At 60.4% G+C, this 13961-nt stretch carries 12 protein-coding genes and 1 tRNA gene; 9 read left to right on the forward strand and 4 right to left on the reverse strand.

Annotated features, from left to right (window positions below; genetic code table 11):
- Positions 1-13: 13 nt before the first annotated feature.
- On the reverse strand, positions 14-148 hold the full coding sequence (gene rpmH, locus ACK83U_RS00400) for a 50S ribosomal protein L34 (RefSeq protein WP_041677194.1): 135 nt from the start codon (positions 146-148) through the stop codon (positions 14-16).
- A gap of 415 nt (positions 149-563) precedes the next feature.
- On the opposite strand from rpmH, the gene ACK83U_RS00405 reads away from it, so the two are divergent.
- The 3 genes from ACK83U_RS00405 to ACK83U_RS00415 all read left to right on the forward strand — a co-directional run bounded on the left by ACK83U_RS00405 (position 564) and on the right by ACK83U_RS00415 (position 4453).
- A complete protein-coding gene (locus ACK83U_RS00405) occupies positions 564-2570 on the forward strand; it encodes a methyl-accepting chemotaxis protein (protein ID WP_112609436.1) in 2007 nt (668 codons plus the stop codon).
- Positions 2571-2730: 160 nt separating this feature from the next.
- Entirely contained in the window at positions 2731-4251 is a 1521-nt protein-coding gene (locus ACK83U_RS00410) for a sensor histidine kinase (RefSeq protein WP_112336637.1), read from the forward strand.
- 125 nt (positions 4252-4376) lie between these two features.
- Positions 4377-4453: transfer RNA gene (locus ACK83U_RS00415), tRNA-Arg, on the forward strand.
- A gap of 113 nt (positions 4454-4566) precedes the next feature.
- Here ACK83U_RS00415 and ACK83U_RS00420 read toward each other — a convergent pair.
- The gene (locus ACK83U_RS00420) at positions 4567-6117 is read right to left on the reverse strand and encodes an MDR family MFS transporter (protein ID WP_112609437.1); all 1551 of its coding nucleotides are present in this window, start codon (positions 6115-6117) and stop codon (positions 4567-4569) included.
- The gene (locus ACK83U_RS00425) at positions 6114-6563 is read right to left on the reverse strand and encodes a MarR family transcriptional regulator (RefSeq protein WP_112609438.1); all 450 of its coding nucleotides are present in this window, start codon (positions 6561-6563) and stop codon (positions 6114-6116) included. Before ACK83U_RS00425 ends, ACK83U_RS00420 begins: the two co-directional genes overlap by 4 nt.
- Before the next feature lie 286 nt (positions 6564-6849).
- On the opposite strand from ACK83U_RS00425, the gene ACK83U_RS00430 reads away from it, so the two are divergent.
- Positions 6850-7182 (forward strand): BA14K family protein, encoded by a 333-nt coding sequence (locus ACK83U_RS00430; RefSeq protein ID WP_246698926.1) that lies wholly within the window; start codon positions 6850-6852, stop codon positions 7180-7182.
- A gap of 74 nt (positions 7183-7256) precedes the next feature.
- Here ACK83U_RS00430 and ACK83U_RS00435 read toward each other — a convergent pair whose 3' ends face one another.
- Positions 7257-8177, reverse strand: coding sequence for an oxidoreductase (locus tag ACK83U_RS00435; RefSeq protein WP_112609440.1), 921 nt, complete (start codon positions 8175-8177; stop codon positions 7257-7259).
- Positions 8178-8391: 214 nt separating this feature from the next.
- On the opposite strand from ACK83U_RS00435, the gene ACK83U_RS00440 reads away from it, so the two are divergent.
- The 5 genes from ACK83U_RS00440 (at position 8392) to ACK83U_RS00460 (ending at position 13890) form a co-directional block, all read left to right on the forward strand.
- Positions 8392-9039, forward strand: coding sequence for a methyltransferase domain-containing protein (locus ACK83U_RS00440; RefSeq protein ID WP_112609441.1), 648 nt, complete (start codon positions 8392-8394; stop codon positions 9037-9039).
- Positions 9040-9096: 57 nt separating this feature from the next.
- Positions 9097-9741 (forward strand): TetR/AcrR family transcriptional regulator, encoded by a 645-nt coding sequence (locus tag ACK83U_RS00445; protein WP_112609442.1) that lies wholly within the window; start codon positions 9097-9099, stop codon positions 9739-9741.
- A 196-nt stretch (positions 9742-9937) separates the two neighbouring features.
- Positions 9938-10819 carry an aldo/keto reductase gene (locus ACK83U_RS00450; RefSeq protein WP_112609443.1) on the forward strand — a complete coding sequence of 294 codons (882 nt, stop codon included), beginning with the start codon at positions 9938-9940 and terminating at the stop codon, positions 10817-10819.
- A gap of 563 nt (positions 10820-11382) precedes the next feature.
- Positions 11383-12675: an alpha/beta hydrolase gene (locus ACK83U_RS00455; RefSeq protein WP_412474874.1), complete on the forward strand. Its 1293-nt coding sequence runs from the start codon at positions 11383-11385 to the stop codon at positions 12673-12675.
- A gap of 177 nt (positions 12676-12852) precedes the next feature.
- Complete coding sequence (locus ACK83U_RS00460) at positions 12853-13890, forward strand: 4-hydroxyproline epimerase (RefSeq protein WP_112609445.1); 1038 nt, start codon at positions 12853-12855, stop codon at positions 13888-13890.
- Positions 13891-13961 lie beyond the last annotated feature (71 nt).

Below are 13961 nucleotides of genomic sequence, written 5' to 3' on the forward strand. Positions count from 1 at the left end.
GGCACTTCGGCCCTTAGGCCGAAAGACGCTTGCGGCCGCGGTTACGGCGAGCGGAAAGAACCGCACGGCCGCCCTTGGTGGCCATGCGCGCACGGAAGCCGTGGCGACGCTTGCGGACAAGCTTGGATGGTTGGTAGGTACGCTTCATTTATTTAAACACCGCGGAGTGCGGCCCTTCTTGAGCTTTGCTTTACAGCAAGGAGCGTTGTTGATTATGGCGAACGGACTTGGCCCGCAAATGCAGGCTCCATGACCGGACGTGCGCGGGCTTATACGGATCAAGCCTCCGGAAGTCAATTATATGGGTGCAGATTCCTTTAAGACAGGCAATTTTGAGCGATCGGTGGCGGCTGATTGCCGTCTGGCTGCTGCTCCTCGGGAGTGCGTGCAACCTTAAATATAAATTGCATAAATTCTAAAAAATACGGATAGTATAGTGAAGAATGTTGGGCGCTTGGATTAAAGATAACTCAATATAACATTAATGATTTTAGCCGATATCTAGCTTTGTGCGGTAAAACCCATCGATTTATGGGGGATGGGATCTGCGCCGGAGGGGTATTGTGAAAATTCGCGGCAAAATCAATCTGCTTGTATCTGTCATGGCCGGGGCGGCGCTTATGATCGGCGTCACTGCGCTCTATGCGTTGCATCAATATGACCAGAAATTACAGAGCTACGAGCAGACGGCGAGCCGCGCTTACATGGGCGAGCGCCTGAATCGTTACGTGACCGCGGTGGTGATGGAAGCGCGCGGCATTTATGCCGCTACTGCCGCGAAGGATTCCAAACCCTTTGCCGATGGGTTGATGGCCGACCTCGACGAAATCGACAAGGTGCTGGCAAGCTGGGCGCCCCTAGTGCCGGAGACGCAGCGGCCGGAATTCGCCAAGCTGCAGGCCCGTGCCCAGGAGTTTCGCGTCTTTCGAACGGAAACGGCCAGGCTCGGCGTGACCGATGGCCCGGATGCCGCCGGCAAGCAGGGCAACAACGAGGCGAACCGCGCCAACCGCAAGGCTTTTCAGGCTGAGATCGATGCGATCGTCCAGACCGACAAGGCCGAGCTTGCAAAGGCAGAGACCGAGATCGCAGCCTTTCATAGCAGCGTCCTGTGGGTCGTCCTCGGAATCATGACTGCCGGTATTGCGGCGGGCGTCGGCCTTGGCGCCTATATTGGAACCGTCCATCTGAGCCATCCGATCCGCAAGGTGACCGATGCGATAAAGAATGTCGCCAATGGTCATTTCGATATCGAGGTGCCATTTGCCGGCCGCAACGACGAAATCGGCGAGATGGCGGCGGCCGTCGACGTCTTCAAGGAAAACGGCAAGGCCGTGCGCCGCATGAATGCCGAGGAGGCGGCCTTGCGCGCAAAAAGCGACGAGCTTCAGTCGAGCATGTCTCTCGCAGTCTCTGCCGCCGCGGCCGGCGATTTCAGCCACCGCATCGAGAAGGACTATGGCGACGTCAACCTCAATCGTTTCGCCGGCAATGTGAACGAGTTGCTTGTGAGCGTCGACACGGGTATCGGCGAAGTCCGCCGCGTCATCGCGAGCTTGGCCGAGGGAGACTTGACCCAGGCGATGAAGGGCAATTTCCAGGGCGCCTTCGCCGAGCTGCAGCAGAACGTCAACGCGACATTCGAGACGCTCAAAAGCACCATGAGCGAAGTGCGCGGCACCACCGGTTCCATCAATTCCAATACCAACGAGCTCCGTCACGCCAGCGATGACCTTTCCAAGCGCACGGAACAGCAGGCGGCTGCTCTGGAAGAGACCTCGGCAGCGCTCGACGAGATCACCTCCGTCGTTCAGAATTCGACGGAACGGGCGCGCGAGGCGAGCGTCATGGTGAGCGAAGCCAAGGACGACGCGGCTCGCTCCGGCACGGTGGTTCGCAACGCGATCGACGCCATGGGACGCATCGAGCAGGCATCGCGCGAGATCAGCCAGATCATCGGTGTGATCGACGACATCGCCTTCCAGACCAATCTATTGGCGCTCAATGCCGGCGTAGAGGCCGCACGCGCCGGCGATGCGGGCAAGGGCTTTGCCGTCGTTGCCCAGGAAGTGCGTGAGCTCGCTCAGCGCTCCGCCACCGCGGCGAAGGATATCAAGGCGCTGATCGGCAAGTCCGGCGGCGAGGTGCAGGTCGGCGTCAAGCTCGTGCAGGCAACCGGTGAGGCGCTGTCGTCCATCGAGGCCCGCGTGCTGAAGATCAACGATCACATTCACTCGATAGCGACAGCGGCACGCGAACAGGCAACGGGCCTGTCGGAGGTGAACAAGGCCGTCAATCAGATGGATGAGGTCACTCAGCGCAATGCCGCCATGGTCGAGGAGACTTCGGCCGCGACCCATCGGCTGGCGGCCGAAGCGGATGGCCTTGTCCAGCTTGTCTCGCGCTTCAAGGTGGACGCAGCCAATGTTTCCGCTCCCGTTCCAGCACGCGCCGAGACGCATCGCCCGGCCGCTTCGCCGGCACGCCGCATGATCGACAGGGTCGCGACCGCCTTTGGCGGCGGGGCGCTTGCTCCGGCCGCAGCGGCGCCAGGCTGGGAAGAGTTCTGATCCGTCAGATATGAGGCCGGCTGCGGCGCCCGAGCGTCGCTGCCGGCTTTCGCCTTCTGTCAAAATCCCGAGCCGATTGGAAAAAGCTCCACAATCGCCTATTATCTAGTTTCGATCAGGTCGCATCAGATCGCTTTTTAAGCGAAGCGGGACAATTGAAATGGACAGTGGGCAGGACAAGGATGCCGTAAAGGACGGCAAGGTCGAGAAAGGCCGCCTGTCCCAGCTTTGTCGTCCCACAGGTATTTTCGGCGGCCTCTCCGGCAAGCTCCTCATCCTCACCGTCGTTTTCATTTCGATGGCGGAAGTGCTGATTTTCGTGCCGTCGGTCGCCAATATGCGGCTGCGGTGGCTGCAGGATCGGCTGAACACCGCCGCTGCCGCTGCCATCGTCATCGACGGTCTGCAGCCGGCTGAACTGCCGCGTGCTCTGCAAAAGGAGACGCTGATGGCGACGGGCACACGGGCCATCGTTCTGCGCAAGGACGGCACGTCGCGCCTGCTGGCTACAGCCGAGATGCCGGCCGCCGTCGATGAGAAGTATGATCTCAGCGACGTGTCCCAGCTCACCGCCATCAAGGATGCGCTCGATACGCTGCTCTTCGGCGGCAATCGCATCATCCGCGTGTTCGGTCCGGTTGGCGGTGATGCCAATACGGGCATCGAGGTGGTGCTGAAGGATACCCGGCTGCGCAATGCGATGCTTGCCTATTCGACCAGCGTCTTCTTCGTCTCCATCCTCATCTCGCTGTTCACCGCAACGCTGATCTTCTTTGCGATCAACCGCATGATGATCCGCCCCATCCGCCGCCTGACGGACAGCATGCAGGCCTATTCGGACGATCCGGAGGATCCAGGCCGCATCCTTGTTCCCGACAGGGGGGGCGACGAGCTTGCCGTGGCCGGCCGCCATCTCGCCTCCATGCAGTCGCAACTGCAGAAGACCCTGAAGCAGCAGAAGAACCTGGCAGCGCTGGGCCTCGCCGTGTCGAAGATCAATCACGACATGCGCAATATCCTCTCGGCCGCGCAGCTGATGTCGGATCGCCTGGTCGATGTCGACGACCCGATGGTCAAGCGCTTTGCTCCGAAGCTGTTGCGCACCATCGATCGCGCCGTCGGCTACACGACCGAGGTTCTCTCCTTTGGCCAGACCTCCGAGTCGGCCCCACGCCGGCGCAAGATTCGCATATTCGAACTCATTGAAGAGGTGCGTGATATCCTGGCGATCGATCCGGACAGCGGCATCGAGTTCATCGTGCAGCTCAGCCCGGATCTGGAGGTCGATGCCGACAGCGAGCAGCTCTTCCGCGTCATTCATAATCTCTGCCGAAATGCCTATCAGGCGCTGATCGCTTTCGGCGAGGCGGAACCCGATAGCGTCAGGCGAATCACGGTTTCGGCGCATCGAATCGGCAGTGTCGTCAGCATCACCGTCGACGATACCGGGCCGGGCATGCCGCAAAAGGCAAGAGAGAACCTGTTTACGGCCTTTCGCGGTTCCGCCCGCTCGGGCGGCACCGGCCTTGGCCTGGCGATCGCCCGGGAACTCGTCCTTGCCCATGGCGGCACGATTGCGCTCGTCGAAAAACCGGCCGCCGGCACGCAGTTCCGCATCGAAATTCCCGACCGCCCGGTATCCCTTGATGATTACCGCAGCAGAAGCCTGCAAGAAAACTGATTGTTTTCAGTTATTTGACGTCGCTATGCACGAAAATTGCGATCTTTTTCAGAAATCCACTTGCATTCCCTCAAGGGACGCTTTAGAGAACCGCCCACGCCAACGGTTTCTTCCGTTTCGGCCACGCACCCGTAGCTCAGCTGGATAGAGCACCAGACTACGAATCTGGGGGTCAGGAGTTCGAATCTCTTCGGGTGCGCCATTTCTTCATAAAGATTTGAGTTTTATATCTATCAGGTGTGGACGTACTGCGTCTTCGAGATATTCGATGTCCGGCGCATGCGCATTCTGACTGTTCTTCACGCCGATTCAGTTTCATTGCGTGGCCCCCGGCCTGTGATCCGTCGCCAGCGGCAATTCCGGCAAGAACAACAGCACGATCAGCGCCAGGGCTACAATCGCCGTGCCCGTCGCGAAGGTCATGGCGATAGCGTGACGATAGAGCGCTATCGCGGCGTCATGCGCTTCGGGGGAGGCGGTGGCGAACTGTTTCATGCCGGCTTCGGTCAGTGAGGAACCATGCATCGCGTGGAGGACGCCGCCGGCTTTCTGAACGCGATAGGCGAGAATGGCCCCCGAGCCGGTGACGCCGATGAGGCCGCCGAGCGAGCGGAAGAAGGCGAGTGTCGCCGTCCCCACGCCACGATGGACCGGGGGGAGGGCATTCTGTACCGCGATCGTCATTGTGGGCATGACGAGGCCAAGGCCGAGGCCGAGCGCAAAGACCGTCGGCTCAATGATCCAGAAGCCCTGGCTGGTGGCGGCAGCCCAGGCGAGCACGGCAAAGGCGATGGTTGCGAGGCTCAGGCCGCAGAGCTGAGCCGGCTTGTAGCGCCCGAAGCGATGTAGCAGCACACGCCCGTTGACCATGGAGGAGATCACGACGCCGATCATCAGTGGGCCGGTGAGCAGGCCGGAATGCGAGGCGCTGACCCCCATGACCATCTGGAAGAACAGCGGAAAGAAGAGGCTTGCTCCCAGCATGCCCATGAAGGTGAGGGCGAGCACGATGCAGGCGACGACGAAGAGCCGGTTGCGGAAGAGATCGGGCGGCAGCACCGGCTCAGGCTCACGCCGGATATGCAGGATGAAAAAGACGAAGAGAACGAGTGCAAGCGCAGAAAGCCCGAAAATCTCGGGCGAGTTCCAGGCCCATTCATTGCCGCCGAGCGCGAGCACCAGCAGGAAGCTCGTCGTGCAGCTCGTCAGCAGCGCCGCGCCGAGATAGTCGATGCGGCGGCTGCGCGCCTGATGCGGGCGCTTGAGTGCACGGCCGATCATGACGAGCGCAACGGCGCCGATCGGCAGGTTGACGTAGAAGATCCAGTGCCATGACAGGAGATCGGTGATGACCCCGCCGGCGATCGGGCCGACGACGCTGCAGACGGCGAAGACGGCCGCGATCGAGCCTTGATTGCGCCCGCGTCTCGCCGGCGGCACGATGTCGCCGATGATGATCTGCGCCAGCGGCAGCAATCCGCCTGCGCCGATCCCCTGGATCGCTCGGAAGATGATGAGCTGCATCAGCGTCTGCGCCATGCCGCTCAGCACCGAGCCGAGAAGAAAGATGAGGATTGCCGCATAGATCATCGGCTTGCGTCCGTACTGGTCGCTGAGCTTGCCGTAGAGCGGCATGGTGCTGGTCGAGGCGAGCACATAGGCGCTGACCACCCAGGAGAGATGCGTCAGGCCCCCGAGATCGCTGACGATGCGTGGCAGCGCCGTCGCAACGATGCTCTGGTCAATGGCGCCGAGGCCGAGAACGATCATCAACCCGAGGATGACGGCGCGGATCTCGCGGCGATCGGGCGGGACGTCTGCTGCCGAAGCCAATGGCGTGGCACTATCCGGAAGAGTCGCATTCATTGCCCGATCTCCATGAGCGGTTCGATGGCGGCGCGAATGGCGTCGCGCTGCTGTGGCGACAGTTTGGCGAGTTCTGAGGCGAGCCAGTCCGTTCTCCGTCGTTTCAGGCTGCGGATGATTTCCTCACCTTTCTCGGTCGCCACCAGGCCATTGCGGCGGCGGTCGCTCGGGTCCGGTTCCGAACGGGCAATGAGGCCATCCCGCTCCATCGCCTTCACATGGCCTGAAATCGTCGGTCCTCTCAGTCTCTCCAGCCGAGCTAGTTCGGCAACGCCGATGCCTGGCTGTTGGATGATGGCGACGAGCAGCAGGGCATGCAGCGGCGACAGGTCGGCCTCGTCGCTCTCGCGCCGCAATTGTCGATAGAGTCGATGGAGTGCAGGGCGCAAAGCCTCGGCCAGCGCGTAGGCGTCCTCGCGGCCCTGACGGCGATCGGCTTTACCCATTACGTCTCTCACTGATAGATAGATAGGCTTCCTATCTATATGCCTATCGCGTGGCACGTACTTGCGCAAGCAATAATATTGTGAAAGATTTTCAATCATTGCGCGTTGTTCATCAGTATTACGACTCGACGGGAGGAGAAGAGCTGTGAAACGATTTCTGACAACCGTAACAGTAACTACCTTGAGTGCCCTGCTTGCCGTTACATCTTTCGATCCGGTGGCAGCCGCCCCAATCCAGCCGCTGACCCAGCCGGCCATCCAGCAGACGGGTGAGCAGCCCCCCGGCCTGACGGAAGTTCAATACCGTCATCACAACAGGCACTATCGCGGGCGGCATCGCCCCCATTATCGTCCGCACTACCGTCCGCATCATCGCCCCGGCTACTGGCACGGCCATCGCGGCTATCGCTATCATCGCCCTGGCTATCGGCGTCATGACGGCTGGTGGTATCCGATGGCTGCATTCACAGCCGGAGCAATCATCGGCGGGGCCGTATCACAGCCTCCGCGCGGCGGCGCGCATGTCCGCTGGTGTGCAAGCCGCTACAAGACCTATCGTGCATCGGACAATACCTATCAGCCGACCAACGGTCCGCGGCGCCAGTGCGTCAGCCCGTAATGTGAAACAGATCGAAATCCCTCTTCGTTCCGCTGAGGGGGATTTCTTTCAGACTGTTGCGGGAAGGGGTGCCTTCAACCGGTCATTTGCTCGGAAATGTCCCACAGCCGTCGCCAGATCGCCCGATCATGGGCGTGAGCGACAATCTTGGCACGCACCGGCGGACCTTTGAGTTCATAGAAACCGTTCGGGCCATACATGGCGCCGCCTTCCGCCTCCGGCGCGGTAGCGGCGAAGAGCGTCGGCAGGGCGCCGGCTGCTGCCGATTGCGAAGCAAGCGGCTCCATCCACTTCATGGTAAGTTCAAACAGGCTTGGCCGGTCTCTGCCCATGCGAGGTCCTGTCGTCTGAAGTCCGGTGACGGCATAGCCCGGGTGGGCGGCAATGCTCTTAAGCTTCCAGCCTTCAGCGCGTGCAATGCGATCGAGCTCCAGGCTGAAGAGCAGCGTTGCCAGCTTCGATTGGCAATAGGCGGGCCAGGGCCGATAGCGCTTGCGCCACTGCAGATCGTCGAAATTGATCCTGCCGCTGCGATGCGCCAGGCTGCTGACCGTGACAACGCGCGGATTTTCGGCCGCTGAAACCTTCGGCAACAGCCGCATCGTCCAGGCGAAATGGCCGATATAATTGGCGCCCATCTGCATCTCGAAACCATCTTCGGTCTCGTGCCGGTCCGGAATGGCCATGACGCCGGCATTGTTAATAAGTAGATCGATATGCGGCACCGTATCGGCAATGCGATGGGCCGCGCGGCCGACGGATTTGAGGCTGGTTAGATCGAGTGCCTCGAAGGTCACGTCTGCTCCCGGTGTTGCTGCACGGATCTTGGCGATCGCCTCTTGGGCCCTAGCCTCGTTCCGGGAGGCAATGACGACCTTGGCGCCGGCGCCTGCCAGAGCCTTCGCCGCCTCGTAGCCGATACCGCTGTTGGCGCCGGTAACGACTGCGATACGATCTGTCTGCGGCGGAATATCTTTCACTGTCCAGTCTGGCATTGCGGGCTCCTGTGAAGAGATTTGGCATTGCCCGTTGTATCTGGTAATTCATATACTAAATGCAAGTTTACATTGAATGAAAATATAGAAGCGAAAAATGCGCGACAACACTTGCGTATCAGGGACTTTCAGCAGCCGGATGGCCGGCATGCCTTTGAATTGCCATGCTGTTCGGCACTCATCATGCCTTATGGCCGAAGATTGGATTTGCGGAATGACGACAAAGACCTCATGCGCTGATTTTGTGCAGTTCTTCCGCTCCTGGGTGAGCAATCCGATGCGCGTTGCGGCCGTCGCGCCCTCGGGCGAGCGGCTGGCAAGACTGATGACCCAGGAGATCGGGCCGGTCGATGGTCCGATCCTTGAGCTCGGTCCAGGCACCGGCGTATTCACCCGGGCGCTGCTGGCGCGAGGCATTCCCGAAAACGCGCTGACGCTCGTCGAATTCGGCGAGGAGTTTGCCGTCCGCCTGCGGGGGCGCTTCCCCGAAGCGCGAGTGGTGCATATGGATGCCGCCAAGCTCGGCCAATGCGGTCTTTTCGATGACGCGCCTTTCGGCGCTGTCATCAGCGGCCTGCCGCTACTCTCCATGCCGCCCTCGAAGGTCGCGGCCATTGTTGGCGGCGCTTTTGAAACGATGAAGCCGGGCGGGGCTTTCTATCAGTTCACCTACGGCCCGCGCTGTCCCGTGCAGAAAGCTATCCTTGAAAGCCTTGGTCTCACTGCAAAGCGCATCGGCGGCACAGTGCGCAACATTCCGCCGGCCTGCGTTTACAGGATATCGCGGCAAAATCCGCTGGAGCTCTCGATCATCGGCGCCAAATATCGTAGCACCGGAGGGAAAGCCGGAATCAGCGCCTAGGAGCGAATGCCGGCAAGGCCGATTTGGGGCGGCCGAAGTGAGTGCCGGGGGTAGCGGATGGCAAAAAAGCCGGATGTCGATAGCGCGGTAAAGGAAGGCCGGCGCGAGCGCAAGCGCCGTCAAACCCGCGAACGCATCCAAGCCGCCGCCCTGAAGCTTTTCCTCGAGCGCGGCTTTGACGCTACCACGATTGAAGACATCACCGAAGCGGCCGATGTTTCCAAGCGCAGTTTCTTCGATTACTTTCCCAGTAAGGAAGAGGTCGTTGCTGCCTGGCAGGATGGTTTTGCCCGCGAGCTGATCGGTGCGGTTGCCGCGCAGCCCGAGGATGCTTCGGTCGTCGAAGTCATCGAGGCGGCTGTCAATTCTGCCCTTCGTACGGCGGTTGCAGATCCGCAAAGCCTTGCTCTGGCCGCCCTCATTCACAATACGCCGACGCTTCAGGCTCGCGATCAACTGAAATATGCCAAGCTGGAGAAGAAGCTCGCGGATGCGCTGTCTGCCCGTGGCAGCGGCGGCGAGGAGGAGCGTCTCCGCTTTGGCATGCTTGCGGCCGCCGTCGGAACGATGCTGCGCATCGGCAGCGAGCGATGGATGCGATCTCCACAGGATATCTCGGTAGAGCAGTTCGCCCGCAATCTGTTCGACGAGCTTTGGGCCGCGCTTGCCGATCTCGGGAAGCAGGCGCAGCGGCACATATGACGGCGCGAGATTAGAGCAGGCGAAGCCGCCTGATCGGCCTCGACGCATTGCATATGCCGCGATGCAGACCCATCTAGTACCGGGTCGCGACCGCATTCTCCCTCGCGAAACCCAGATTTGCCCTTAAAATCTCGGCATCCCTCCCGGATGCCGCTCATGCCAGATACATTTCAGATCAGCAAAAGGGACTATAATCATGTCAGAACTCGACGCAGCCAAGTCCGGCCAGTTCAAGATCGGCGGTGATCTCCCCGTTCATCGTCTCGGTTTCGGTGCCATGCGCATTACCGGTGCCGGTATATGGGGTGAGCCAGAGGACCGTGACGAAGCCGTCCGCACGCTGAGGCGCCTTCCGGAACTTGGCATCAATTTCATCGATACCGCCGATTCCTATGGTCCGGACGTTTCCGAACGTCTTATCAAGGAAGCGCTCCATCCCTATGGCCATGGTCTTGTGGTCGCGACCAAGGGTGGTCTTACCCGAACCGGACCGAATGTCTGGGTGCCGGTGGGCCGCCCCGAATATCTGATCCAGCAGGCGCACAAAAGCCTGCGTAATCTCGGCGTCGATCGCATCGATCTCTGGCAGTTGCATCGCATCGATTCCAAGGTGCCGGCGGCCGAGCAGTTCGATGCCGTGAAGTCGCTGCAGAGCGACGGCATCATCCGTCATGCGGGCTTGAGCGAAGTCTCGGTTGCCGACATCAAGGCGGCTTCGAAGCATTTCAAGGTGGTGACGGTGCAGAACCGCTACAATCTGGTCGATCGTACCAGCGAAGATGTACTCGACTATTGCGAAAAGCACGGCATCGGCTTCATCCCGTGGTTTCCGCTTGCCGCCGGTGATCTCGCCAAGGAAGGCTCGCTGCTCGATACTATCGCGAAAAAGCACGATGCCGCTCCGAGCCAGATCGCGCTTGCATGGGTGCTGAAGCGCAGCCCTGTGATGCTGCCGATCCCCGGAACGGGCAAGGTCAAGCATCTCGAGGAAAACATCGCCGCCGTGAACATCGCCCTCTCCGACGAGGAGTTTGCAGCATTGGACGCGGAAGGCAAAAAGGCCTTCAAGGCTGTATAAGTCGAAATTCGTTTGTCCGGTGGGCGGTTGCTGACCGGACAAGCGTCGGCGAAGGCCCTTTCCCATGCAGAAACGCCGATCACGATCATGTGAATCCTGGGATTTGGGTCAATAACGACTGCAAAATAGGCGCTGGCAAGCCCTAAAATGCCCGTATTATGCGATATTTCCGGTATCTGCAAAGAAAGCAATGCGCTGTATGCATTGCTGCATTGCGAAAGCCGATCTGTTCATGCTGTCGCAGGCGTTATATCTAATCCCTCGAAGGCAGCGCACTCCTCCTCCCAGCGCTCCTTCAATGATTGGCAACACTCCTCCTCCTCCCAGTTGCCAATCCGGATCAAGAGCCCGATGCATCCTCCTCCCGCGTCGGGCTCTTTTTTTATTTTCAGCCAGATCATCAGTTAGCGGTGTTGGACGATTGCGTTGCGCCTTTGCAATGCTGTCGCGAATTAGCATTGCGTCATGAGCCAAAGAACCGCGGGAGCAGCTTGCGCCGTGGACATGCATGCGTAGAGTGGCGCGACGTTACGGCATTGAGGAAGGGTTGCATGATGCAGCGCATGGCGGGTTCGGGCCGGTGGGGAAAGCTGTTTCTCCGAACTATGGCCGTGGTTGCGACATTGTCGCTCGCCGCTTGCGGCCGCCCTATCGGGGTTATGCAGCCCATCAGTGAAAACGTGCCTGGCACGTCCAAGGTCGATCTCCTCGTCGCGACGACACGCCTGCCGGACAAAGATCCGGCCATCCTGTTTTCGGGTGAGCGCGGGCCGGGGCTCAAGGTGGATGCCGTCAGCGTCTCTATTCCGCCAGAGGCCAATCGCAAGGTCGGCCAGGTGCAGTGGCCGAGCCGCTTGCCAGGCGATCCGCTGAAAAATTTCGTCACCACCGCCGTCAAGCCTTTGGCGACGGAGGCGGATGGGCGAGCCTGGGTGCATGCGGAATTGCCGAAAAACAAACGGGTGCTGATCTTCGTGCATGGGTTCAACAACCGCTATGAGGATGCCGTCTACCGCTTTGCGCAGATCGTTCACGATTCGCATGCCGATGTCGCACCGATCGTGTTTACCTGGCCGTCGCGCGCCAGCATCTTCGACTATGCCTATGACAAGGAAAGCACGAACTATTCCCGTGACTCGCTCGAGGAATTGCTGCGCCGCGTCGCCGCTGATCCGGCCGTCGGCGATATCACCGTCATGGCGCATTCGATGGGCAGCTGGCTCGCAGTCGAATCGCTGCGACAGATGGCGATCCGCAACGGTCGCGTTGCGCCGAAGATCAAGAATGTCATCCTGGCCTCGCCCGATCTCGACGTCGATGTCTTCGGAAGACAGTTCGCAGCACTCGGCAAGGACAAGCCGCATTTCACGCTATTTGTCTCACGGGACGATCGCGCGCTTTCACTCTCACGTCGCATTTCTGGCAATATCGACCGGCTCGGTCAGATCGACCCGACAGCCGAGCCCTATCGCAGTGAGCTGGAAAAGCAGGGGATTACCGTGCTCGATCTCACGAAGCTCAAAACCGGCGATGGTCTCAATCACGGCAAGTTCGCCGAAAGCCCGGAAGTGGTGAAACTGATCGGTGCGCGGTTGATTGCCGGCCAGACGATCACCGATTCCGATGTCGGCATCGGCGATGCCGTCGGAGCAGTTGCCATGGGTGCTGCCCAGACGGTCGGCAGCGTGGCGGGTGCTGCCGTCAGCGCTCCGATTGCCATTTTCGATCCTCGGACGCGGGCGAATTACGGCGAGCAATGGCGTCGCGTCGGCGCATCGGCCGGCAATACGGTGGGATCTCTGGGCGATAGCGTCGAGGCGACCGGCAGCAATGTCGGCGAAGCATTGCGTCAATAATGCTATCATGATCCGATCCGGAGCGGCCGCCTTCATCGTTGCTGCGAAACGCGATAGTCATGTTTCGCCATCTGATATATCAGAGATGCAAGCAGTCAGATGGCGCCGGCCAATTCGTTGGCCCGATATCGGTGTCGACGGCTGCACGATCTGCGGTGTGTGATTGGAGTGGATGAGATGAGATGGAAGCGCACGATCCAGTTGCTGGACGTTCACTGCGAGGGTGAGATCGGCAAGGTTGCCATCGGCGGCGTGCCGAAGATCCCCGGCAACAGCATTGCCGAGCAGCTCCATTGGCTGAACACGGACCCAAAGGGCCAGGAGCTGCGCCGTTTCCTCGTGCTGGAGCCGCGCGGCGCGCCGATCGGATCGGTGAACCTGCTGCTGCCGGCCAAGCATTCTGAGGCCGATGCCGGTTTCATCATTCTGCAGCCCGATCAGGCGCATGCGAGTTCGGGCTCGAATTCCATCTGTGTGACCACGGCGCTGCTGGAATCCGGCATCGTCGAGATGAAGGAGCCGGAAACGGTCGTCACGCTCGATACCGCCGCCGGCCTCGTGCGCGCCACTGCGACCTGCCGCGACGGCCGCTGCGAAAAAGTGCGGCTGACCATGGTGCCGTCCTTCGTGCATGAGCTGGATGTCGGGCTCGACACGCAGCAATGGGGCAGGATCAAGCTCGATCTCTGCTATGGCGGCATCTTCTACGCGCTCGTCGATGTCGGCCAGATCGGCTTGAAGATCGAAAAGGCCAATGCGGCCGCCCTCGTCCATGCCGGCATGGTCATCAAGGAAGCGATCAACCGTGCGATGACCGTAGTTCATCCGGAAATCTCGGCCATCTCGGGCGTTGCCTATGTGATGTTCCGCGATATCGACGCCGATGGCGCCATCCGCACCTGCACGACCATGTGGCCCGGCCGCACCGACCGCTCGCCCTGCGGCACCGGCAATTCGGCCAATCTGGCGACGCTGCACGCGCGCGGAAAGGCCAAGGTCGGCGATATCTTCAAGTCCCGCTCGATCATCGGTTCGGAGTTCGAAGTGGGGCTGCAGGCAGAGACCGAAGTTGCCGGAAAGCCGGCTATCATCCCGACGATTACCGGCCGCGGCTTCACCTTCGGCTTGAGCCAGGTGGCACTCGATCCCTTCGACCCGATGGCGGAAGGTTTTGCCATGACGGATGTCTGGGGGCCTTCGGCGGGAGATATTTGAGGGTGGCCGAGCAAACAGTTCCCACCTGTCTCTTCGAGAGTTTTGCCCCTCACCCTAACCCTCTCATTTTC

The sequence above is a fragment of the Rhizobium sp. WW22 genome, from assembly GCF_047041135.1.
Taxonomy (GTDB): domain Bacteria; phylum Pseudomonadota; class Alphaproteobacteria; order Rhizobiales; family Rhizobiaceae; genus Rhizobium.

Bases quoted from the DNA above. Each gene is read 5' to 3' on its own strand.
- ACK83U_RS00460 (WP_112609445.1), top strand. From the start codon at position 12,853: ATGAGATGGAAGCGCACGATCCAGTTGCTGGACGTTCACTGCGAGGGT.
- rpmH (WP_041677194.1), bottom strand. From the start codon at position 148: ATGAAGCGTACCTACCAACCATCCAAGCTTGTCCGCAAGCGTCGCCAC.
- ACK83U_RS00455 (WP_412474874.1), top strand. From the start codon at position 11,383: ATGGCGGGTTCGGGCCGGTGGGGAAAGCTGTTTCTCCGAACTATGGCC.
- ACK83U_RS00425 (WP_112609438.1), bottom strand. From the start codon at position 6,563: ATGGGTAAAGCCGATCGCCGTCAGGGCCGCGAGGACGCCTACGCGCTG.
- ACK83U_RS00410 (WP_112336637.1), top strand. From the start codon at position 2,731: ATGGACAGTGGGCAGGACAAGGATGCCGTAAAGGACGGCAAGGTCGAG.
- ACK83U_RS00445 (WP_112609442.1), top strand. From the start codon at position 9,097: ATGGCAAAAAAGCCGGATGTCGATAGCGCGGTAAAGGAAGGCCGGCGC.
- ACK83U_RS00420 (WP_112609437.1), bottom strand. From the start codon at position 6,117: ATGAATGCGACTCTTCCGGATAGTGCCACGCCATTGGCTTCGGCAGCA.
- ACK83U_RS00440 (WP_112609441.1), top strand. From the start codon at position 8,392: ATGACGACAAAGACCTCATGCGCTGATTTTGTGCAGTTCTTCCGCTCC.
- ACK83U_RS00435 (WP_112609440.1), bottom strand. From the start codon at position 8,177: ATGCCAGACTGGACAGTGAAAGATATTCCGCCGCAGACAGATCGTATC.
- ACK83U_RS00450 (WP_112609443.1), top strand. From the start codon at position 9,938: ATGTCAGAACTCGACGCAGCCAAGTCCGGCCAGTTCAAGATCGGCGGT.